23 protein-coding genes are annotated in these 23,718 nt (G+C 32.3%); 6 read left to right on the forward strand and 17 right to left on the reverse strand.

The window, feature by feature from the left end:
- Window positions 1-131: 131 nt before the first annotated feature.
- From argH to JM80_RS06360, 15 genes are all read right to left on the reverse strand, one after another.
- Window positions 132-1,406, reverse strand: coding sequence for an argininosuccinate lyase (argH, locus tag JM80_RS06290; RefSeq protein WP_144709507.1), 1,275 nt, complete (start codon window positions 1,404-1,406; stop codon window positions 132-134).
- A 25-nt stretch (window positions 1,407-1,431) separates the two neighbouring features.
- Window positions 1,432-2,496 carry a M20 family metallo-hydrolase gene (locus JM80_RS06295; protein WP_038505010.1) on the reverse strand — a complete coding sequence of 355 codons (1,065 nt, stop codon included), beginning with the start codon at window positions 2,494-2,496 and terminating at the stop codon, window positions 1,432-1,434.
- A 1-nt stretch (window position 2,497) separates the two neighbouring features.
- Window positions 2,498-3,277, reverse strand: a complete 780-nt coding sequence (gene argB, locus JM80_RS06300; RefSeq protein ID WP_013620407.1) for an acetylglutamate kinase — start codon at window positions 3,275-3,277, stop codon at window positions 2,498-2,500.
- A 2-nt stretch (window positions 3,278-3,279) separates the two neighbouring features.
- The gene (locus JM80_RS06305) at window positions 3,280-4,218 is read right to left on the reverse strand and encodes an acetylornithine carbamoyltransferase (RefSeq protein ID WP_144709508.1); all 939 of its coding nucleotides are present in this window, start codon (window positions 4,216-4,218) and stop codon (window positions 3,280-3,282) included.
- Complete coding sequence (locus tag JM80_RS06310) at window positions 4,218-5,351, reverse strand: aspartate aminotransferase family protein (protein ID WP_144709509.1); 1,134 nt, start codon at window positions 5,349-5,351, stop codon at window positions 4,218-4,220. The genes JM80_RS06305 and JM80_RS06310 overlap by 1 nt, the downstream gene beginning before the upstream one ends.
- Before the next feature lie 2 nt (window positions 5,352-5,353).
- Complete coding sequence (gene proC, locus JM80_RS06315; RefSeq protein ID WP_144709510.1) at window positions 5,354-6,151, reverse strand: pyrroline-5-carboxylate reductase; 798 nt, start codon at window positions 6,149-6,151, stop codon at window positions 5,354-5,356.
- A gap of 30 nt (window positions 6,152-6,181) precedes the next feature.
- A complete protein-coding gene (gene argC, locus JM80_RS06320) occupies window positions 6,182-7,156 on the reverse strand; it encodes an N-acetyl-gamma-glutamyl-phosphate reductase (RefSeq protein WP_144709511.1) in 975 nt (324 codons plus the stop codon).
- Between the two features lie 6 nt (window positions 7,157-7,162).
- Window positions 7,163-8,347, reverse strand: coding sequence for an argininosuccinate synthase (locus JM80_RS06325; protein WP_034646984.1), 1,185 nt, complete (start codon window positions 8,345-8,347; stop codon window positions 7,163-7,165).
- The gene (locus JM80_RS06330; RefSeq protein ID WP_013620401.1) at window positions 8,340-8,966 is read right to left on the reverse strand and encodes a GNAT family N-acetyltransferase; all 627 of its coding nucleotides are present in this window, start codon (window positions 8,964-8,966) and stop codon (window positions 8,340-8,342) included. Before JM80_RS06330 ends, JM80_RS06325 begins: the two co-directional genes overlap by 8 nt.
- Window positions 8,967-9,168: 202 nt before the next feature.
- Entirely contained in the window at window positions 9,169-10,548 is a 1,380-nt protein-coding gene (gene mptB, locus JM80_RS06335) for a polyprenol phosphomannose-dependent alpha 1,6 mannosyltransferase MptB (protein ID WP_034646982.1), read from the reverse strand.
- A gap of 179 nt (window positions 10,549-10,727) precedes the next feature.
- Window positions 10,728-12,212, reverse strand: a complete 1,485-nt coding sequence (locus JM80_RS06340) for a cellulose synthase family protein (protein WP_034646980.1) — start codon at window positions 12,210-12,212, stop codon at window positions 10,728-10,730.
- 2 nt (window positions 12,213-12,214) lie between these two features.
- Window positions 12,215-12,904: a glycosyltransferase family 2 protein gene (locus tag JM80_RS06345; RefSeq protein ID WP_144709512.1), complete on the reverse strand. Its 690-nt coding sequence runs from the start codon at window positions 12,902-12,904 to the stop codon at window positions 12,215-12,217.
- Complete coding sequence (locus tag JM80_RS06350) at window positions 12,904-13,389, reverse strand: hypothetical protein (protein ID WP_317043125.1); 486 nt, start codon at window positions 13,387-13,389, stop codon at window positions 12,904-12,906. Before JM80_RS06350 ends, JM80_RS06345 begins: the two co-directional genes overlap by 1 nt.
- A complete protein-coding gene (locus JM80_RS06355; protein ID WP_038504989.1) occupies window positions 13,390-14,970 on the reverse strand; it encodes a 4Fe-4S binding protein in 1,581 nt (526 codons plus the stop codon).
- A gap of 11 nt (window positions 14,971-14,981) precedes the next feature.
- Complete coding sequence (locus JM80_RS06360) at window positions 14,982-16,325, reverse strand: NAD(P)/FAD-dependent oxidoreductase (protein ID WP_144709513.1); 1,344 nt, start codon at window positions 16,323-16,325, stop codon at window positions 14,982-14,984.
- A gap of 215 nt (window positions 16,326-16,540) precedes the next feature.
- Between JM80_RS06360 and JM80_RS06365 the strand changes: the two genes are divergently transcribed.
- The 6 genes from JM80_RS06365 to JM80_RS06390 are packed head-to-tail and all read left to right on the forward strand — an operon-like array spanning window position 16,541 to window position 22,253.
- Window positions 16,541-17,260, forward strand: a complete 720-nt coding sequence (locus JM80_RS06365) for a DUF547 domain-containing protein (protein WP_144709514.1) — start codon at window positions 16,541-16,543, stop codon at window positions 17,258-17,260.
- A gap of 37 nt (window positions 17,261-17,297) precedes the next feature.
- Window positions 17,298-18,173 carry a hypothetical protein gene (locus tag JM80_RS06370; RefSeq protein ID WP_144709515.1) on the forward strand — a complete coding sequence of 292 codons (876 nt, stop codon included), beginning with the start codon at window positions 17,298-17,300 and terminating at the stop codon, window positions 18,171-18,173.
- A gap of 46 nt (window positions 18,174-18,219) precedes the next feature.
- Window positions 18,220-19,221, forward strand: a complete 1,002-nt coding sequence (locus JM80_RS06375) for a glycoside hydrolase (protein ID WP_144709516.1) — start codon at window positions 18,220-18,222, stop codon at window positions 19,219-19,221.
- Window positions 19,208-19,942 (forward strand): hypothetical protein, encoded by a 735-nt coding sequence (locus JM80_RS06380; protein WP_144709517.1) that lies wholly within the window; start codon window positions 19,208-19,210, stop codon window positions 19,940-19,942. The genes JM80_RS06375 and JM80_RS06380 overlap by 14 nt, the downstream gene beginning before the upstream one ends.
- 6 nt (window positions 19,943-19,948) lie before the next feature.
- Window positions 19,949-21,211 (forward strand): outer membrane protein assembly factor, encoded by a 1,263-nt coding sequence (locus JM80_RS06385; protein ID WP_186439758.1) that lies wholly within the window; start codon window positions 19,949-19,951, stop codon window positions 21,209-21,211.
- Window positions 21,212-21,236: 25 nt separating this feature from the next.
- The gene (locus JM80_RS06390) at window positions 21,237-22,253 is read left to right on the forward strand and encodes an N-acetylmuramoyl-L-alanine amidase (RefSeq protein ID WP_013620389.1); all 1,017 of its coding nucleotides are present in this window, start codon (window positions 21,237-21,239) and stop codon (window positions 22,251-22,253) included.
- Here the strand turns inward: JM80_RS06390 and JM80_RS06395 are convergent.
- Together JM80_RS06395 and JM80_RS06400 are read right to left on the reverse strand one after the other, a co-directional pair.
- Window positions 22,250-22,948, reverse strand: coding sequence for a TIGR04283 family arsenosugar biosynthesis glycosyltransferase (locus JM80_RS06395; protein WP_038504969.1), 699 nt, complete (start codon window positions 22,946-22,948; stop codon window positions 22,250-22,252). The genes JM80_RS06390 and JM80_RS06395 overlap by 4 nt on opposite strands.
- Complete coding sequence (locus JM80_RS06400; RefSeq protein ID WP_144709518.1) at window positions 22,935-23,681, reverse strand: DUF547 domain-containing protein; 747 nt, start codon at window positions 23,679-23,681, stop codon at window positions 22,935-22,937. The genes JM80_RS06395 and JM80_RS06400 overlap by 14 nt, the downstream gene beginning before the upstream one ends.
- Between the last annotated feature and the right edge of the window lie 37 nt (window positions 23,682-23,718).

Here is a 23,718-nt window from a genome sequence, read left to right on the forward strand (position 1 = left end):
AAAGCTGTGTATGTAACACGGCTTTTTTTATGCCTAATACTTTATAAGCTAATTTTTTTAAATAAAAATAAAACCCCTGATGTTCTAATGTTAGGGGTTTTATTTTGTTTTAGGGGAAAAGGTGTAAAATTTTAATCAATTAATTTATTTCTAATTTCTTGCAAGCATAAATTACCTAAACTGCCTTGGTGTGTATGTTTAATATCTTTTTTAGGAGAAAAAGTACCTTCATTAATTTCTTTGCCCATTTTTTTATAAGCATCTCTAAATGGTATTCCGCTTAAAACCAACTCGTTTAACGTGTCTACACTAAATAAATAATCGTATTTAGGGTCTTCTAAAATGGCTTCATTTACACGTACTTCTTTTAAGCTAAAAGTCAGTATTTCTAAACAAGCTTTAATGTCTTGTATTGCAGGTATAATTACCTCTTTAACCAATTGTAAATCTCTGTGGTAACCACTAGGTAAGTTGTTTGTTATTAAAATTAACTGGTTAGGTATAGCTTGTAATTTATTGCATTTACCACGTATTAACTCAAAAACATCTGGATTTTTCTTGTGCGGCATAATGCTAGAACCCGTTGTAAGCTCTTCTGGGAAAGAAATAAAATTAAAATTCTGACTCATATACAAGCAAATATCCATAGCCATTTTAGATAGGGTAGCAGCAACATTACTAATACCAAAGGCAGTAGCTTTTTCTACCTTACCACGTCCCATTTGTGCCGCTACAACATTGTATTTTTGAGTAGCAAAGCGCATTTCTTTAGTAGTAAAATCTCTGTCTATAGGAAAAGAACTGCCGTAACCAGCAGCACTACCAAGCGGATTTTGATCTGCTATTTTGTAGGCGGCATCAACAAAATACAAATCATCTATTAAGCTTTCTGCATAGGCAGAAAACCAAAGTCCAAATGAAGATGGCATAGCAATTTGCAAATGTGTATAACCAGGCAATAGCACATTTTTATATTTATCGGCAAGATTTAAAAGCAGGTTAAATAAAACTTTTACTTCGCTCTTAATTTCTTGTAATTCATCTTTTAAATACAAATGCATTGCAACCAAAACCTGATCATTTCTAGAACGTGCTGTGTGTATTTTTTTTCCGGTGTCACCTAATTTTTCGGTTAATACAAATTCTATTTTAGAGTGCATATCCTCAAAAGAATCTTCAATAACAAAAGAGCCTTCTTCTATGGTTTGTGCAATGGCATCAAGTTCTGCTACCAAATTCTCTGCTTCTTGTGCTGTAATAAGTCCTATTTTGCCAAGCATTTTTGCGTGTGCTTTAGACGCAATAACATCGTACTTAGCAAGTAGCAAATCTAACTCCCTGTCATTACCAACAGTAAAATGATCTATTTTTTTATCGGTACTAAATCCTTTGTCCCAAAGTTTCATAATCTTATGTTTTTTAGGTAATTACTTATTGTAGAAACCCATTTAATATTTTAATGTATAAATCTATACCTTCTTCAATTTCGTTTACATAAATAAATTCATCTGCAGAATGTGATCTTGTGCTATCTCCTGGTCCTAGTTTTAAAGACTGACACGTAAGCGCTGCTTGGTCTGATAATGTAGGAGAACCATAAGTTTCTCTCCCTAAAGCAATGCCAGATTGTACTAAAGGATGGCTAATATCTATAGCTGATGAATTTAACTTTAAACCACGAGGAGTAATTTTGCAAGGAGCTTCTTTTTGCAGCATTTCTGCAACTTCTTTATTTGTGTATTTATCATTAACCCTAACATCTATAACCAAGTCTACCTTAGCCGGTACAACATTGTGTTGCTTACCTGCATTAATTTGTGTTACTGTAAGTTTTACTTCGCCTAAAACATCAGAAACCTTATTAAAGGTGTAATTTTTAAACCACTCTAGTACTTTTATGGTATTGTAAATAGAATTGTCATTATTTGGGTGCGCTGCATGAGATGGTGTTCCTTTAACTTCGGCATCAAAAACAATAAGTCCTTTTTCTGCAATAGCCAACTGCATTAAAGTAGGTTCGCCAACAATAGCAACATCTATTTTTGGTAACTTAGGTAGTAAACCTCTTAAACTATTTGGTCCGGCAGATTCTTCTTCCATAGAAGCCACCATAAGTATGTTATGGTTTAAGTTCTCTGCATTGTAGTAGTGAACAAATGTAGCTAGTAAAGACACCAAACAACCACCAGCGTCATTACTGCCTAAGCCATACAATTTACCATCTTCTATATGCGGATTAAAAGGGTCTTTTGTATAAGCTGAATTTGGTTTTACAGTGTCATGATGCGAGTTTAAAAGCAACGTTGGTTTGCTAGGATCCCAATGTTTATTTTTTGCATAAACATTGTTATTATCTCTAGTAAACGGAATATTAAAACTTGTAAACCAGTTTTCTATTGCGTCTGCAGTTTTATCCTCCTCAGACGAAAAAGACTGTATAGATATTAACTCCTTTAATAAATTTATGGCCTTTTCAGTCAGCAGTTTTTGTTCCATATTATAGTGTTATAGTGGTGTAAAGCGTTTCATTTTTATCTAACATAGAAACATCTCCTATGCAAACCGTAGTTACTTTTTTGTGTAAAGCATTAAAGCAGTTTTCAAGTTTCGGTAACATACCATCTGCAATTACCTTACTATCTAAAAGTTCTTTATAGGTTTCTGTATTTATTTTTTTTACTACAGAATTTTCATTTGTTATGTCTAATAAAACACCTTTTTTCTCAAAGCAATAATACAAGGTAGTGTCATATAAACTACTCATAGCAATAGCAATTTCAGAGGCAATGGTATCTGCATTGGTGTTTAGTAATTGCCCGGATTTATTATGGGTAAGTGCACAAAAAACAGGCGTCCATTTATTTTGTAACATTGTATTAATGGCGTTGCTGTTAACAGCTACAATATCACCTGCAAAACCATAATTTATATCTTTTACAGGGCGTTTTACTGCTTGTATAACATTAGCATCTGCGCCACTTAATCCTATGGCATTGCAGTTTACACCTTGTAATTTAGACACAATGTTTTTATTAGCCAAACCACCATATACCATTGTAATTAACTCTAAACTTTGTGCGTCTGTAATTCGCCTTCCATTAATAAGTGTAGATTCTATCCCTAGTTTTTTTCCAAGTTCTGTAGCTAATTTTCCGCCACCGTGAACTAATATTTTTAGACCTTCAATTTTAGAAAAAGCAGTTAAAAACTTACTCAGTTCTTCTTTGTTTTCTATTACGTTACCGCCAATTTTTACAATGGATAATTTTTGTGCCATAGTTATTGGTTTTCTAATATTTTTTTTAATGCTATTTGTGCAGCAAAAGTTCTGTTGTTGGCTTGTTCTATTACTAAAGATTGGTTGCTGTCTAAAACAGCATCTTCTACAATTACATTTCTACGTACAGGTAAGCAGTGCATAAATTTAGCAGCTCCTAATTTTTTTAAAGTAATTGTCCAGTTTTTATCTTGATTTAAAACCTCACCGTAATTTTGGTAACTACTCCAGTTTTTAACGTACACAAAATCGGCATTTTCTAAAGCCTTTTCTTGGTCATATTCTATAGTAGCACCTTTTGTAATATTAGTATTTAACTCGTATCCTTTTGGGTGTGTAATTACAAAGTCAGCATCTTGCAAATGCATCATTTCTATAAAAGAATTTGCCACCGCATGTGGTAAAGCCTTAGGATGTGGAGCCCAAGAAAGTACAACTTTAGGTTTAGGTTTTGCGTTGTTTTCTGCCAAAGTAATAGCATCTGCCAATGCTTGTAACGGGTGTCCTACAGAACTTTCCATATTTAAAATAGGAACCGTAGCGTGTTTTATAAATCCGTTAATAACCAATTCAGCCTCGTCTTCTTCTTTATCTTGTAAATTGGCAAAGGCTCTAATACCAATAACATCACAGTACTGAGAAACCACTTGTGCAGCTTCTTTTACGTGTTCAGATTTGCCTTGGTCCATAACAGTGCCATCTGTAAACTCTAGTGTCCAACCTTCAGAACCAAAATTCATAACAATAACTTCCATACCTAAGTTTTGGGCTGCTTTTTGTGTGCTTAGCCGTGTTCTTAAGCTGTTATTAAAAAATAATAATACAATGGTTTTATCTTCTCCTAAGTTTTTATATTTCTTCGGATTTTTCTTTATTTCTATGGCTTCATCAACCCAATTGGGTAGTGAATCTATGTTTGTTATGGATACGTAATTTTTCATTATAATTCTTTTAACTCTGCTTGTAAGGCATCAAAAAATACATCTATTAAAGCTGTTGTTATGTTTAGTGCAGGTAAAATACGTAATAGTGTTTTGTCTTTAGCACCGCCTGTAAATACAAACTGATTGTATATTAATTTTTTTCTAAGTTCTCCAACTTCAAAATCAAACTGAAGTCCTAGCATTAACCCGCGACCTTTTACTTTTTTAATTTGTGGTATGGTAGCAGCTTTTTGCAAAAAGTAAGCATTCATTTTAGCAGCATTGCGTATCAAATCTTCCTGTTCTATAACTTCTAAAACAGCTAAGCAAGCCACGCAAGCCAAATGGTTGCCTCCAAAAGTAGTACCTAACATACCGTAAGAGGCTTTAATTTTTTCTTGTATTAGAACACCACCAACCGGAAAACCATTGCCCATACCTTTGGCAATTGTTATAATATCTGGTTTTATATTATGGTGCTGATAAGCAAAAAACTCACCTGTTCTTCCGTAGCCAGATTGTACTTCATCTGCAATTAAAACAACATTGTGTTTTTTACATAAAGCTTCTATTTTTTGGTAAAACTCTGTAGTAGGCTCGTCTAAACCACCAACACCTTGTACAGCCTCTAAAATAACCGCACATACATCATCTTTTTCAATTTCAGTAGTAAAAGTTTCTATATCATTAAAGGCTAAAAAAGTTACTTTTTGTTGTTTGTTTATAGGCGCATTTATTGCAGTATTATCTGTAGCAGCTACAGCAGCAGATGTTCTGCCGTGAAATCCGTTATTAAAAGCAATAACTCTAGATTTGTTGGTGTAGAATGATGCTAATTTTAATGCATTTTCATTGGCTTCTGCACCAGAGTTACATAAAAACAAATTGTAGTCTGTACAGTTAGACAGTTGCACTAATTTCTCTGCTAACTCACCTTGTAATGGGTTTTGTACAGCATTGCTATAAAAGGCAATTTTATCTAATTGCTCTTTAATTCTGCGTACGTAATGCGGGTGAGAATGTCCTATGGAAATTACTGCATGGCCACCATAAAAATCTAAATATTCTTGACCTTTATCATCTATTACCTGGCTGCCTTTTGCAGAAACAGGAGTAACATTATATAAAGGGTATACATCAAATAAATTCATACTTAATTTTTTACTTTAAACTCACTTATTTTATCAAACGAAGCTACAATTCCTCTAATTAAAGAAGAACTTAATCCTTGGTGCTCCATCTCATTTAAACCTTTAATAGTACAGCCCATAGGCGTTGTTACACGATCTATTTCTTGCTCTGGATGATTGCCAGATTCTATTAATAAACTAGCGGCACCGTTACACGTATGCATTGCCAATTCTTGTGCTTCTTTAGCATCAAAACCTAGTTGTATTGCTCCTTGCGTAGTAGCGCGTATTAGTCGCATCCAAAAAGCTATTCCGCTTGCGCATATAACAGTTGCAGCTTGCATTTGACTTTCAGGAATTTCTAACGAATGCCCCATTCTATTAAAAATGGCCTTAGCCAGTTCTATTCTTTTTTTTCCCATTTCGTTGCTACAAACGCAGGTCATAGATTGCCCTACAGAAATAGCTGTGTTTGGCATACTTCTAATAATATAGGTGTCTTTACCTAGTACAGCTTCAATTTTTTTAATGCTAAAACCAGTTATGGTTGATATTACAATATGCTTTTCAGTAAGCAAATCTTTAACATCATTTAAAATAGCTTCAAAATGATTGGGTTGTACAGCAAAAATTAAGACATCAGAATTTTTTACAGCCTCTTTATTGTCTGCAGTAACAGTTACGTTGCCGTAAGTTTTATACTCTTCAATACTTTCTGTACTTCTTTTTGTTAAGTACATTGTTGTTGCTCCATTAGAGTTTAAAATACCTTTTGCAATAGATAATCCTAAGTTTCCGGCACCTATAATAGCTAGTTTCATAGTTGGTTTTTTTTATTTTTTAGATTGATGTTAAAATGCGGATGCTTTTAGTTTTAAACCTTCATCTTCATTAAAACCGTACATTAAATTCATATTCTGTACCGCTTGCCCAGATGCACCTTTTAGTAAATTATCTATAGCAGATGTAACTAATAAATTGCCATTATGTAAGTGTAAGTGCAAATGGCATTGGTTGGTGTTTACTACTTGTTTTAAATGAATTTCGGTATTAGAAACATTTGTAAATTTCGCATCAGCATAAAAATTAGTGTACAGCTCATAAGCATCTTCTAAACTACCTTTGTATTTGGTGTAAGCAGTTGCAAAAATGCCTCTGGCAAAGTTTCCTCTTTGCGGAAGAAACAGTAACTCTCCAATTTCATAGTTGTAGCTCATTAAACTTTCACCAATTTCACCTAAATGTTGGTGTGTAAATGGTTTGTACCAAGAAACATTATTATTTCGCCAACTAAAATGGGTAGAGTCACTTGGTTTTACACCAGCACCAGTACTACCAGTTACAGCATTTATATGCACGCTATTGTGTAAAATATTTGCTTTTGCTAATGGTAGTAATGCAAGCTGAATTGCTGTTGCAAAACAACCTGGATTAGCTATGTAATTAGCAGATTTTATTTTGTCCTTATTGGTTTCTGGTAAACCGTAAATAAATTCTTTTTTGTTTAGAATAGCATCATTATGTAATCTAAAATCATTACTTAAATCTATAATTTTAGTGTTACTTGAAAATGAATTCTGTGTTAAAAAAGTGGTAGAGTTGCCGTGTCCCAAGCATAAAAAAACAAGGTCTACATTTAAATTTACATCACCAGTAAACTTAAGATCTGTTTGTCCTAATAAATCTGGATGTGCTGTTGTAATATCTTTACCAGCTCTAGTGGTACTGTAAATAAAATTTATGTTTGCTTTAGGGTGATTTAAAAGTAACCTTATTAACTCGCCACCTGTATACCCAGAACCACCAATAATACCTATGTTAATCATCCTATTTTAATTTTTATTTACGTGATTGTATATTTTACCAGAGTTAGATAAAATTTTAATAAATCCTTTAGCATCGTCAGCAGTCCATCCTTTATTCATTTCACCGTAACTACCAAAAGAAGCGTTCATAAGGTCGTGTTTAGATGCTATACCATTAAGCTCAAACCTGTACGGATGTAGTGTAACAAATACATCTCCAGAGACATTTTTTTGCGTGTCTTTAAGAAAAGCCTCAATGTTACGCATTACTTCATCTAAATAATTGCCCTCATGCAATAACATACCATAAAAATTACCTTGTTGTTCTTTTTGGTATTGTTGCCATTTTGTAAGCGTATGTTTTTCTAGTAAATGGTGTGCTTTTATAATTAGTAATGATGCAGCAGCCTCAAAACCAACTCTACCTTTAATACCAATAATTGTATCGCCAACGTGTATGTCTCTACCAATAGCAAATTTAGAAGCAACATCATTTAACTTAGTGATATTGTTAATTGGTTTATCTTGTTCATCATTAATTGCAGTAAGTTCTCCTTTTGTAAAGGTTAGTTTTACATCTAAAGGGTTTCTTTCTTCAAGCTGACTAGGGTATGCGGTGTCTGGTAACGGAGAATGTGACGTAAGTGTTTCATCACCGCCAACAGAAGTTCCCCAAAGCCCTTTGTTAATAGAGTATTTGGCTTTTTCCCAAGGATAGTCAACACCATTTTCTTTTAAATATGCAATTTCTACTTCTCTAGATAATTGATTGTCTCTAATAGGAGTAATAATTTCTATTTCTGGTGCAATGATCTGAAAAATCATATCAAACCTAACTTGGTCATTACCAGCGCCAGTACTACCGTGAGCAATATATTTTGCGCCTATTTTTTTAGCGTGATTTACAATTTCTATAGCTTGTACAATACGCTCTGCACTAACAGACAATGGGTATGTGTTGTTTTTTAAAACATTACCAAAAATTAAATATTTTACAACTTTAGTGTAAAAAGTCTGCACAGCATCTATAGAAGTATAGCTGCTTGCACCTAATTCTATGGCTTTCTTTTTAATGTTAGAAATTTCTTGTTTAGTAAAACCGCCAGTATTTACACTAACAGCGTGTACTTCAAAACCTTTGTCTTTTGATAAATATTTTGCGCAGTAAGACGTATCTAATCCACCACTATATGCTAAAACTAATTTACTCATCTTTATTTTTCTTTTTTAAGAACAATTGCTCTTTTATACTTTTTAATCTTTTAAATACTTTGCCATCTACCTCTTTTTTTTGGGTAGCTTTTTGCTTTGCAGCAGGATCATATAACATCCCTGTACAAAGACACATTTTTTGTTCTGTTCTGGTTAATACATCAAAATTTTTACAAGTTTGGCAGCCTTTCCAAAATTCAGGGTCATCTGTAAGTTCAGAGAAAGTAACAGGCTTGTAACCAAGTTCGTAGTTCATTTTCATAACAGCTAAACCTGTAGTAATACCAAATATTTTTGCGTCAGGAAATTTTTCTCTGGAGAGTTTAAAAATTCGCTCTTTTATTTTTTTTGCAAGTCCTAGATTTCTAAAATCTGGATGAACAATAAGTCCAGAATTGGCAACAAATTTATTATGTCCCCAAACCTCTATATAGCAAAATCCTGCAAATTTTTCTCCGTCTAAAGCAATAACAGCATTACCATTTTGTAGCCTTTTTAAAATATATTCTGGCGTACGTTTGGCAATACCAGTACCGCGTACTTTAGCAGATTCTGTTATTGTATCAGAAATTATTTGCGCATATTTTATATGCGATGCATTAGCAATTACAATTCTCATTGAATGTTGCTTTAATGTTAGTATTGTAAAATTTTATGTCTTGAAAAACGGAATTGGACTCACCTAATTCCAAAATAGAAGTAATACCCTTACGGGCGGCGGCGTGTAGGAACAAGCGTAGCTAAGGGTGTAGAAACCCCGCTAAAAAATAATATGTTTGTGTTGTTGCTCATTACAGGTCAAATGTACAAATTATATTGAGCTAGCCTAATTTAGAAGTTTCTTTTTTTTGATATAGTAGGTTTTGCCTTTTTAGTCTAAGTATTTCGTAAATAATAAAGCTAAAAATTGCAATATACTCAATAGTTAAAATTCCTAAATGCTCTTTAAAGTCCGGATTTGAATATGCCCAATAACTTAAAAAAACAGCGGCAGACCATAAAATAGCATATCTAAACTTGGTAAAAATACTTAATAAAACTAAAAAAATAATGTACCAAGGATGTATGGTTGTAGATATAAAATAATAAATGGTTAAAACCCATAACATACTGGTAAATAAGTTGGTAATGGTTTTGTTGTTTCTTAAAAAAGAGAAAAGTAATACCATAGCAATAGTTACATAAGGAGATATTTTGCCAAATGCTTTTATGGTTTCCCAATCTCTACTACCATTAGCTTCTGCTACCTTTTTAATTATGTTGTAAATGCTAGCGTTAAATTCAAAATTATTAAACCAAAGTCCTATTGTAGTAGCGTAATTATTTATAAATTCTGGTGAATAAAAAGGGAATAAGAGAACTAGAATAGTGGTGCCTATAATTACGTAAAAAGGAACAGCCTTTTTTATGCCTAAATGTCTAATAAATAGAGGTAAAAACATAAGCGGAACCAGTTTTACTGCTATAGATAATGCTAATATTGGAGCTGCAAGCAGGTATTTTTTTTGAGAAAGTAAATACATACTCCAAATAAAAAAGAAAAGCATTACACCTTCAAAATGAAGGTTTCCAGTTAATTCTATAACAACTAAAGGATTTAAAAAATACCAAAAGACTAAGTGTGATGATAAATTAAGGTGTGTTAATAATTTTCTGCCAAAGTATACAACACCAATATCTGCTAGGAGTATAATTATGCGCATTGTAATAATGCCACCAACCATACTTTTGCCAGAGAAAAATGCAGCTAAAGCAAATATAAGCTGATTTAAAGGAGGGTAATTGCTAAAGTTCTTTGCGCTAATTTCTCCCATACTAGCGTATAAGTGAGCAGCATTATTGATACTAATTTTGCCTAGTTCTACAATAGTATCTGGTGTTTGTAGGTATGGGTTTAACCCTTGTAAAACCAATTCTCCGTCCCAAATAAACCTATTAAAATCCTGCGAGAGCATTGGCTCTACACATAAAAAAACAAGTCTAAATAGTATACCAGCAGTAAGTAAAAATTTAAAGTTCCATTTTTCAAACTGTATAAGTTTATAGCATATAAAAAATAGAGCAGTGGCTAAAGTAATAAGCTTAACAAAATCTGTGCGTACCAAATGGTAAGCAAAGGTGTAGTAAAAAAGTATGCTTGCAAGTGCTAATAATATAGGTATTTTGTGTAACCTATAATATGATAAAATTTTTACTTGCATTACAAAAATTATAATTTACATTAACTGCTCTAAAGTACTAAAAATTATACAATTCTTTTTTTCTAATTATTGGTGTTAGAAATATGATGTATAAAAACAATAGTCACAAAAACTAGCGTTTCCTAACAAAAAGTTAGTATAAATGTAAATTGAAAATACAGTGTTAGCTGTGTGCTAATTTATACTTTAGCTGTAAGCGAGTTAAAGAAAACGTATCCAAAGCCTAAAAATAGCATAAAATGGAACGGAAACAATCCAAAATCGTTTAAGGGAATTGCAGAGTACATACCAAACAAGAAATATAACATTAGGCCAAATTCCAGTATCATATTAGGAGATAGCTTTTTAGTAAGGTATTTATTTCCTTTCCAGCTATCAGAAATATTATTTATATTAAATTTTGGAGTACGTACAAATTCACTTCTTTTACCTCTGTGACCTTCTAAAACAGCAAGTGTGTTGTGTAAAGAAAAACCAAGAGCTACAGAAAAGAATGTAAAAAAGAGTCTTACATAGTCTATAAACTTACTAAAACTGCTGCCTTGTATACTTTTAAATGTAAACCAGTAGCAAATAAATAGTATAACTGTACTTAAAATAAAAAAGCTTGTTACTTCAAAAACCCAACCTAAAGATTCGTTTCTGTTTTTAATATAAAGCATTGGTATACTTAAAAGAGCAACCAAAAACACACATAAAAACATTGAGCTGTTTAGCAAGTGCATTACACCGTGAAACTTAGTTTTAAAAGAGATGTTTTTAGCCGTAACAACGCTAACTACAGATTTTCTAAAGTTTTCTGCACCACCTTTGTTCCATCTAAATTGTTGAGAACGAGCAGCAGAAATAACAACAGGTAATTCTGCAGGTGTTTCTACATCTTCTAAGTATTTAAATTTCCAGTTTTTTAACTGCGCACGGTAGCTTAAATCTAAATCTTCAGTTAATGTATCACCTTCCCAGTTACCAGCATCAATAATGCAAGTTTTTCGCCAGATACCAGCCGTACCATTAAAGTTTATAAAGTGTCCTTTTGCATTACGGCCAACTTGTTCTAATGTAAAGTGTGCATCTAAAGCAAAGGCTTGTATTCTTGTTAAAACAGAATAATCTCTGTTAATATGTCCCCATCTGGTTTGTACAACACCTATTTCTTCATCTTTAAAGTAAATAACGGTTTTCTTTAACCAGTCTGAGTCTGGTAGAAAATCGGCATCAAAAATGGCAATAAAATCTCCTTTTGCAGATGTTAACCCTTCTTTTAAAGCACCGGCTTTGTATCCTTGTCTGTTAGTTCTTCTAATGTGTTGTATGTCTAAACCAGTTTCTTGTAAGGCCTTTATTTGTCTTTCTGTTTCTATAACAGAGTCATCTGTAGAGTCATCTAAAACCTGAATTTCTAATTTGTTGCTAGGGTATTCTATTTTAGCAATGTTTTCTAAAAGTCTTTCTACAACATATTCTTCATTGTAAATAGGAAGTTGTATGGTTACATAAGGTACTTCTTTAGCATCTAAAAGATTGTATTTAGGAGCTTCTTTATTTCTTCTTCTGTACCCTAAATAATTAACAAGTAAGTTAAGTTGAGCTAAACTGTAGAAAAATATCAACAATAAAGCTAAACTGTATATACCTATAATTATGTATGTAATTGCAATTTCCATATTTACTTAAAACTGTATTTAAATATCCAACCAAGGATCTTTACACCGGCAAATATAGTACCTTTTACTGTGCCTGAGACCTTTGATACGCCAATTCTTTTTTTATAACGTACAGGAACCTCTAAATATTTTAACTTTTTCTTTAGAATTTTAAGTTGCATTTCAACAGTCCAACCATAGGTTTTGTCTTGCATATCTAGGTTTAGGAGCGTTTTGTACTTAATTGCTCTAAAAGGGCCTAGGTCTGTAAACTTAGCATTAAAAAAAATTTTCATTAATACCGTTGCGAGCCAGTTTCCAAACACCTGTTGGGGCGTCATACTACCTTTTTCTCTTCCTTTTTTTGTTCTGGCACCTACAACAAAGTCTACTTTGTTTTGCATAATTGGCGCAACAATTTTTGTTAATTCCTCTGGATAGTCAGAGTAATCTCCGTCTAGAAATACGATAATATCTGGTTTGTTGGATTTTTTAGAAATGTAATCCATACCTTTTAAACAGGCATAACCATATCCTTTTCTGTTTTCAGTAAGCACAGTAGCTCCTGCTTTTTCTGCATTGCCAACTGTATTATCTGTAGAGTTATTATTTACAACAATAATTTCGGAAACAATTGATGGTATATCTTTTATAACCTTGCCTATAGAATTAGCTTCATTATAAGCCGGAATAATTACGTTTATTTTTGTCATTACCTTAAATCGGATAAATTGTTTTCCTTTTTAAAACCTGCAAAACTAAACCATTCTTTAATTTTTTTGCCATTTTTATATTTTTCAGCAGATGAGAGCTTTTCATTTTTATATTTAAGACAGTAGCCATTTTTTACATCGTGGTCTAATTGGCATTTGTGATTTATTTTTCCATCACTGGTATAAAATAACCACCAACCTGTTTTGCTATTATTTTTATAATGGCCTTCTTTTTCTATTTTGCCATTGGCGCTGTAAATGTACCAATAGTTTTCTTTTTTATTATTGGTATAATGTCCTTGTTTAGCTAAAGTTTTATTCTCATTGTAAAATTTCCAAAAGCCATTTTTACTTCCATTTTTAAGCCAGCCTTCTGCTTTTAAAACACCAGAGGCATAATACTGTTTGCTATATTCTTTAGAGTCTGTATTGTTTGCACTAATAAATAATGCAATAGAAATAAGAAGTAAACGTAAATGCATCATTTATTTTTTATTTACTAATTCCATTAAATCTACATCATTACCCAATAAAACTTCAGTTGGGTTAATACGGCCTTCTTCTGGTCCGTTTTCTAGTTTTAAAACACCACGTGGACAAACAGCAGAACAGACACCACAACCAACACAGCTAGAGCGTACAATATTTTCTCCTTTTTGAGCATATGCGCGTACATCTATACCTTGCTCACAATATGTAGAACAGTTACCACAAGAAATACATTGTCCACCATTAGTTGTAATTCTAAATCTAGATTTAAAACGTTGTACAAAGCCTAAATATGCAGCTAATGGGCAACCAAACCTACACCAAACTCTGTTGCCAAAAATTGGGTAAAAACCAGTGCCAATAACACCGGCAAAAATAGCTCCTATTAAAAGGCTGTATACATTTTGTACACTTTGTGTTTTTATGCCTAAAACAGTACTAGATTCGCTAAAAAAGCTATAAAGAGTCATAAGCGTCATACCAACAGCAAAAACCAATACGCCGTGTATTAACCAGCGCTCTACTTTCCAAGAAAATAAAGATTTACTAGAGTGTTGCCTGTATGGGTCTCCTAATGTTTCTGCTAAACCACCACAACCACATACCCAAGAGCAATACCATCTTTTACCAAAGAAATAAACCATAATAGGTACAATTACTAAGGTTAACACAATACCCCATACAAGAATAAAAATACCAATACCACCGTTAGCAATAAGATCTTTTAAATTCCATTGAAAAAAGAAATCATAATCTAACGGAAATGCATTTTTAAAGTCGTAATAAGGCATTTGCAAGCGCACCATAATTTCTGGTATTAAGAATGCAAATACTATTTGAAAAAATAATACAGATGTTGTGCGGAATATTTGGTACATATTATGTCTGTATTTTATGTACATACGTACAGCCATAACTGTCATAACCACACAATACATAAAACCATACACAAACCAATGTCCTGCAGCATTTCCGCTAAGGGCTTCACTAATAGGGTCTACTAAAAATGTCCAGTTTACTGCGTACTCAGAATAAAAATAAAGTATAATGTAAAAACTTACTAAAAAGAAGAAGACCAACCAAGCAATAAGTCCGCGGTTTGTAGCGCTTTTTAAATAAATACCATCATTTTTTATTCCTTTTTTGCCTAATAAAACTACATTAGGTAGTATAAACATTAGAGCGCCAATAATACCAAGTCCAAAGGTTAAAAACCACATTGTACCTTTGTTTTCTGGTATGAAACCATAGCTAGATGATTTACGAATTGCTGCGGCCATATTGTCTCCGCTTGCGTATACTTTTTTACCCCATTCTTTATTTTTTATGTGCGTGGCATTTGCTTTGTCAATAGCATTGTTAAGTACAGGAGCTAAAAATGTAGCACTAGAAAAATCTTTGTCTATTAATTTGGTGCTAAGATCTTCAATTAATAGTTCACTTTTAATGCGTTGGCTACTAATTAACTCATCAAAACCTTTTTGGTCTAGTTTAAAATTTCCTAAAAACGGAGTTACAGTAAAAATGCCTAATCCTATTAAAAAGATAACAAGGCCTAAATATTTAATTGTTTTCATTTTTTTATAATTTAAGCTATGTTGAAAATTCTTTTTAAACTTTTCTTTTTTGCTGATAAATTTGAGTTGAATTCAGCATTGTACTTTGCTATAATTTCAGCTTCATACTGTTTGTAAAACTCTGGGTCAAAATTGGCATCTTTTAAATGTTGAAGCACAAATTCTATATCCTTTTTTTGAGTAAGCCATTTGTTAAAAACCTCGTGACGCATACGTATGCCAAATGTATTTATACCTAAAAATTCCTTTGTGTCTTTATGGTAGGCAACTGTAATGCAAATATTTTCTGTAGCGTGTCTCCAATGAAAATGCGCTTCATAATCTTGCTTATTACGCTCGCTAAAAACCCAGCCGTATGTTTGGTATTCTACATCTAAAAACTTTGCAGAATTAAACCAGTGTCCGGGTTTGTATTCTATTCTGTTGCCACAAATAGTTTGCGCAAGTGTTTCTCCCATCATTCTTCCGGTATACCACACAGCTTCAATAGGTCTTCTGTTTCCTATGCCCTTGTGCTGTTCTGCACAATCTCCAATGGCATAAATATCTTTAATGTTTGTTTCTAAATAACGATTAACTTTTACACCGCGACCTAATTCTATACCAGATTCTTTTAAAAAATCTACATTAGGAGATACACCTGCTGTTAAACCAACAACAGTACACTCTATAGTTTCTCCTTTGTCTGTAGTAATAGCTTTAGCACGTCCATTTTCATCGGCAATAATTTCTGCTAAATTGGTGTTTAGGCGTAAATCTATATGATGGTCTAAAATATGTTCGTTAATAAGTTCAGATTCTCCTTTTGGTAAAACGCCATTCCAAAAACTAGTTTCTCTAACTAAAAAGGTAACCGGAATTTTACGTGTGCGCAGCATTTCAGCCATTTCTATACCAATTAATCCGCCACCAACTATTACAGCTCTTTTACACGTTTTATTATCCGGAGCATTTTTTTGTAGCTGTTCTAAATCTTGTTTAGAGTATAAACCTTGCACACCTTTTAAGTCTTGTCCTGGCCAACCAAATTTGTTGGGTTTAGAACCGGTTGCAATAATTAACTTATCATAAGAGATAGATGAATTTTCTAAATCTACCTTTTTGTTAGCGTGGTCTACATTGTTAACATATCCGTTTACAAGATCTATTCTGTTTTTTTTCCAAAACCAGTTTTCATAAGGCTGTGTATGTTCAAACTTCATATGACCCATATACACATACATAAGTGCAGTTCTAGAAAAGAAATACTCAGATTCGGCAGAAATGATCGTAATTTTTTTGTCGGATAATTTTCTAATATGCCTTGCAGCAGTTACGCCTGCAATACCATTACCAATAATAACAATGTGTTCCATAGATTTTAAAAATATTAAAGTTTCTGTCGGTGTATAAAAGCTAAACTTAACTGTTGGGTATTTATTTATATGGTTTCTAAATAAGAATAAACTTGATTTTCTTTTGTTATCAAAATGTGATATTTAACAAGTTACTTTGCTTAAAATTAATTTAATAGCGCTGTGTAGGTTTTAATATTAAATGTCGACACACCTATTAAATAACACCAAAAATTATGAAAACTATAACAAAAGCAACCGTAATACTGTTTCTTTTAGGTATTACCACGGTACAGGCACAAGCTACAGAAATCTTTTTTACTAAAGCTAATACTTTTTTTAATTCTTATGTGAGCAACGGTAAGGTAGCTTACCAAGAAATAAAAAAACAACCAAAACATTTAAATGAGCTGGTGGCTTTATTAAAAACAACCAATGTTACCGCAGATAACGTTAAAAACTATCAAGCATTTTGGATTAATGCATACAATATTAGTGTTATAAAAAATGTGGTAGAAAATTATCCGTTAAAAACCCCGTTAGATAAGGCTGGTTTTTTTGATAAAATAAAGCACAATGTAGCCGGTAAGGAACTTACGTTAAATGATATGGAGCATAAAATGTTACGCGCTGTTTTTCCTAAAGAAGCACGTTTCCATTTTGTATTGGTTTGCGCAGGACTTGGTTGCCCACCAATTATTAATAAAGCGTATATGCCAAGTATGTTAGAAGACCAGTTGCAGAAGCAAACTGAGATAGCTATTAATAATCCAAATTTTATAATGGTAAATAAAAATAAAGTTAAGCTTTCTCAAATTTTTGAATGGTATAAGGGAGATTTTACACAGGGCGGTAAATCGTTAATAGACTTTGTGAACCTATACAGAAAGGAAAAGATAAACGCTAAAGCAAAAGTATCTTTTTACCCATACGATTGGACACTAAACAGGCAATAAAAACAAATAAGTAAAACAACAATCAACAACTAAAAATATGAAAAAAATTAAAAAAATAGCCCTAGCATTAGGGTTACTAACAGTATTTGCAGGGTATTCTCAGGAAAATGATGATGTGCAAAAGAGTAATATACAACAATACACACCATCTAAATTAATAGGTAAGGGTAAGTTTGATATTAAATGGTTTAATAATATTTATACAGAAACTAAAAGTACATTTACAAGTGGTGAACAGCCTAGGCAAACCTTTTTTACATCTACCTTAGAAGGATATACAGGGGTAGGAGAAAATAATAGGTGGAATGTAGGTGTAATATTAAAAATACGCTCTAATACAATTGGTGGAACCAAAACTTTAGATGCTTTAAAATTTAAGAATAAAGACGGGGTTGCTAGAGCTGGTTTAACATCATTTGCCCCATCTGTAAAGTTTGTGCCTTTTGAGTCTGTTGGTAATTTTTCTATTCAGAGTTCTTTGTATATACCTTTAGTAGATAACGAAACTGAGAATGGTGTTTTTCTAGATCAAAACGGATTTATTTGGCAAAACAGATTTTTTTATGATTATACTTTTCCAGGAGATAAGTGGCAACTATTTACAGAGTTAAATACAGAGCTTAATTTTGGCGACAAAGAAAAAAGTTTTGCAAATAACAGTTTAGGGTTAACTCCGGGTGTTTTTTTAAGTTATTTTCCTACTAGTAAGTTTACAGTATTGGCATTAGCACAACACTCACAACGTTTAGACTTAGGAAACAATTTTAGTCAGAATTACACAGCATTAGGTGGAGGTACAAAATACCAGCTAACAAATGCGCTAAACTTAGAGTTGTTGTACACAAATTTTGTTGGAGGAGATAATACAGGCTTAGGAGAAACATTTAACTTGGGTTTAAGAGCAATTTTTTAAGTCTAAAATTAAATAGTGTAATTTAGGAGACTTAAAAATATGGTTTGTGAAAAAAATTGGTCTACTATTATTATGTTGTTTGCAGTTTTCTTGCAATAGTCAGGTTTCAAAAAAAATAAACGGAGTAAGTTTTGTGTCTTCTAGAGATAAGGTAACACAAAAAAATATTACTCCTATATTAACTATAAACGCCAATGCGGCATCTGTTATGCCATTTGGTTTTATAAGAGATATTAATGATCCGCAGTTAATTTTTAATTCGGATAGGCAGTGGTTTGGAGAGCGTAAAGATGGTATAAAACATTACACAGATATTCTGCATAAAAACGGAATAGGTGTAATGTTAAAACCGCAAATATGGATTAGGGACGGAAAATTTACTGGTACTTTAGAAATGGATTCTGAAGAACATTGGTTAACGTTAGAAAAATCTTATTTAAACTTTATACTTACCTATGCTACGCTGGCACAAGAGGTTAATGTAGATGTTTTTTGCATTGGTACCGAGCTAGAAAAATTTTTACTACAAAGGCCAGAGTTTTGGAGCAAGCTTATTGTAGAGGTAAAAAAAGTATATAAAGGTAAATTAACCTATGCAGCCAATTGGGATGAGTATCCTAAAGTGCCATTTTGGAGTAAATTAGACTATGTAGGTGTAGATGCATATTTTCCGCTGTCTAAAGAAAAGCATCCAACTGTAGCGCAGTTAAAACAAGGATGGCAGCCACATAAAAAGGCGTTAAAACAAATGTCGAGCTCTGTAAATAAGCCAATTTTATTTACAGAATATGGTTATAGAAGTATGGATTATACAGGCGAAAAACCTTGGCTGGTAGACCGTAACAAAACAAACGTAAACCTAGAGGCACAGTCTAATGCTACTAAAGCTATTTTAGAAATGTTTTGGACAGAAGATTGGTTTGCTGGTGGCTATGTTTGGAAATGGTTTATAGATCATGACAATGTAGGTGGCGAAGATGATAATAGGTTTACACCGCAAAATAAACCAGCGGAATTGGTTTTAAAACAATATTATGGATTTAAGTAAATTAAACTTTTTTCTTCTTTTTTTAATTTTGATAACCTGTGGTTGTTCTAAAGATAAACTAACCAATTTATCTACTTTGCAAACAGTTTTAGATGAAGAAACTGTTGTTATAGATAATGTTATTGCATGCGCAGCCAGTGCAGATAAAGCACATACCGTAAATGTGTTTTTTTATCCTAGAGAGGGTGCTACTAATTTTAGGTATTTTGAGACAGAATCAATTAACGTAGATAAAAATAATTTTGAGTCTTACACAGAAAAAACACCTGAAATATTAGATGTTTTTAATGGTAAAATAAAACGATTTTTAGTCAATCCTATTCAAGAAAAATGGGTGATAGTTAGTTTTGTTGAGGATGGTAAAATGCATATTTGTAATCCAATTTATTTAAAACACATTAGCAAACCAACAGAAAAAATTAACACGTTAACTATAGATAACAGTACATCTACAATGCCAATTTTTTCTTGGAAAGACGGTGTGTATACAGATTCTGCTATTTATTTTCAGGTAGTAACAGACAATGAAAACAATTTTTTGTCGGGCACATATACCTATGACAAAATGTTTAGGTATTATAAACTAGACAATGTAGTGCTAAACATCACAACTAAACAACCACCAACTTTAAATAAATCACTAACCTATGGTTTTACTTTAATGGCAGTTAGCCAAGATAATTGGGTAAACTTACTTACAGAAACCAGCTTTTCACCTTAAAAAACTATGAAAAAACTAGTCTCGTTACTTTGTTTGCTTTTTTGTACTATGGTTTATTCTCAAAATATAACTATAGCAGATGTTAGTTTTATTGGCGCTAAAAAAACTAAAATATCGTTCTTAAAAAAAGTGGTGCCAATTGTTGCTGGCTCTGTTACAGATTCTACAGCAATTTTAGAAACAGTTAATCAGTTAAAAAGGTTGCCATCTATAGCAAATGCTTCATTTAAATTACACAAGAATACAGTAGTTAGTAGTTATAATTTGGTTTATATGGTAGAGGAAAATTTTACCATAATACCATTTGCTAATTTATACACGTCTTCTAATGACGATTTTGCGTTTAGGGTTGGTGTGCAAGAGTTTAATTTTAGAGGACGCAATATTACTATAGGTGGTTTTTATCAGAAAGATATATTTAACTCTTATGGCTTGTTGTTTAGAGCTCCTTATTTATTTAGTGCAAATGCAGGTTTAGCTGTAAGCTATAACAATTTAAAAACACAAGAACCTATTTTTTTTGATGATACAACGGCAGATTATAAGTACCATAATGAAGCTATAGAAGTTTTAGGATTGTATCAATTTAACCAGCGACATAGTGTAGATTTAGGAATTAATTTTTTCACAGAAAAATATAACTACATACGTGGCGCAACTAATGAAAATGTGCCACAGGCATTAGATGTTAACAAATTCTCATACAAGGCTATATATAAATACAGTAATATAAAATACCATTACCAATATTTAGAAGGGTTTAAAAGTACTTTAAACTCTCAGTACGTGCATAGCTCTACAAAAGAGTTAGATAATTTTTTGGTAGCTTTTAATGATTTTGTGTATTACAAAAGAGTAGGTGAGCGTGGCAATTGGGCTAACAGGTTAAGAGTTGGTTTGGCTACAAATGATGAAACACCTTTTGCGCCTTTTTCTGTAGATAATAATATAAACCTAAGAGGTGTTGGTAATATTATTGATAGAGGTACGGGGTCTATAGTTTTAAATACGGAGTATAGGTATACATTAATAGATGAAAATTGGTTTGTATTGCAAGGAAATACATTTGTAGATGCTGGTACATGGCGTAACCCTGGAGGAGAGTTAAAAGACTTTGTAAATTCTGATAATTTAAGGGTGTATCCAGGTTTGGGTGTGCGTTTTATTCATAAAAAGATTTTTAATGCCATTTTTAGGATAGATTATGGTTACGGAGTAACAAAAAATGCTTCAAAAGGGCTGGTTTTTGGAATTGGGCAGTATTTTTGATAATATTTGCTTAAAAGACCATTAAATGATATTGAAAAAAATACTTGTTTTAGTTGTAATGCTAGTTTTTAGTAGTGTTCAGCTATATTCTCAAGATAAAGAAAAAACGGTTGTGGCTCAAAAAGGAGAGGGTATTTATACTTTACTTCGTAAGTTTAATATGAGTCCGTCTAAATATTATTCAGATTTTATTGCTTTAAATAAAGATAATTTAAGAAACGGTAAGCATTTGTATGAGGGCAAAACATATATTATACCAGATAGACTAATAAAAGTAGATGGAAAGGAAGAGTTGCCAGCCATAGTAAACGGGTATCCTATTTTTGGAAAAAAACACGCTACAGTACAACGCAAAAGTAACAAGCTTAAAGGTGCTGTTTATTATTTAATTTCTGGGCACGGTGGGCCAGATCCTGGTGCTGTTACTAAATACGGAAAAAAACTAATTTCTGAAGACGAGTATGCTTATGATATAACATTACGTTTAGGTAGAGAACTAATTTCTCACGGAGCGTTGGTTTATATTATAATTAGAGATGAAAATGATGGTATTAGAGATGGTAAAATACTACCTGTAGATTATGATGAGGTTTGTTACCCAAATAAAACAATACCTTTAAACCAAGTGGCTCGTTTAAAACAACGTGTAGATGCGGTAAATGATTTGTACATAAAAAACAAAGGTAAATACCAAAGGTTAATTGTTACGCATATAGATAGTAGAAGTGTAGGGCAAAATATTGATGTTTTCTTTTACCATCATGAAAAAAGTAGTAACGGAAAAAGGTTGGCAGAGAGCATACATAAAACTTTTGACTCTAAATACAGAGAATACCAGCCAAACAGAGATTATACAGGTACTTTTTTAGATAGGAGCGGATTGTATTTGGTTAAAAACACAATACCTGCAATGGCTTATATAGAAATAGGAAATATTAAAAACAAAAAAGACCAAAAAAGAATATTAGTTGCAGAAAACAGACAAGCACTTGCAAAGTGGATTAGCGAGGGTGTTTTGTTAGATCATTCTAGAAACAACTAATTAGCTATGTTTTTTTTGTAATAATTGTGTAATTCTTGCGGAGTTTTACCTAATATTTTTTTAAGGTGAATAACACCAAAATGATACTGTAATTTTACCATTCCTTTTTGTTGGTATTTACGTGCAGATGTAGTTACCTTGTCTTGTATTACACTAAAATTTGTGGCTTTATATAAACGCTCTATAAACTCGCCATCTTCATAAATAATATATTCTTCATTAAAACCATTTAGTTTAAAAAATAAATCCTTGGTAATAAATAAAGATTGATCACCGCCTCTGCAAATTTTATGGTTAATACGAGTAAACCAAGCAAAAAATTTCAGAAAAAAACTGTCACTGTCAAACTGCATTCTAAAGCTGCCAGCAACGTTGTTTTTGCTAATAGAGTCTAATATTTTACAATCAAAATTATAAGGAGGAATAGTGTCTGCGTGTAAAAAATAAAGAATATCTCCGTTAGCCGCTTTTGCACCAGTATTCATTTGCTTGGCACGCCCTTTGTTTGAAGAAATTACAGTAACATTTAAACTAGTTGCAATAGTGGTAGTATTATCTGTACTACCACCATCTACTACTATTATTTCGTCTATTTGCTTAAATGTGCTACGTGTGTTAATTTCTTTAATTAGTTTAGCAATAGATGCCTCTTCATTTAAAACGGGTATTATAATGCTTAGCTTACTTTGCTTCATTTAAGCTCCAATTATAATCTATATACTTAACCTTGGCACCATCTTTTACTTGTGTTGCAGAGTATTTGTTTATAAAACCAATTAAGGTTGTGTTCTCTGTAAAATCACTCTTAAACCATTTAAAAATTTCAGACAATTCTACTTTATTAGGGGTGATAACATTGCGTTTTTTATCAGCAATAAAATCTATAGCCGCACTTTTTAACTGTGCGTCCATACTATCTGCTAAAAAGGCCTTGTTAACTAATTTAGGGCAAGAGTAAGATGCGCAGTTAATGGCAAAATGTATGCGAGGTTCATTCATTTTACGTAACACTTTGTGTTCTACATATCCTAAAGAATACATTTTGTCGCCAATGGCAACTACCTCTTTATCCCAAGGAGACTTAATGTCTTTAATGCTTTTAACAGGGTAGTTGTCTACTATTAGTTTAACAGTGCCAGCATTATAAAGGTTTATGTAATAAGCAAGCTTATCGTTTTTAGACCAATTTTTGGCAGGAGAATTATCTTGCAATAGTTTAAGATAGGCCTCTAATTCTGCTTTGTTTTTTACAAAAGCTTTGTAATTAACGTCTCCGTTAGTATTTACATTTTTTTGTAATAAAGCATTCCACTTTTGGTGACTAGGAACTTTGTTAAAAGCTTTTTCAGTAATTTTTGGAGTTGAGTCAAAATAAAAGAAACCAACTAGTGTTAAAAGTATTGCTACTGCAGATATTTTATAAGCCATGTTAAAAGGTATTTTTTAATTTGTCTTTTTTAGGTTT

Source organism: Cellulophaga sp. RHA_52 (genome assembly GCF_007827205.1).
Lineage (GTDB): Bacteria > Bacteroidota > Bacteroidia > Flavobacteriales > Flavobacteriaceae > Cellulophaga > Cellulophaga lytica.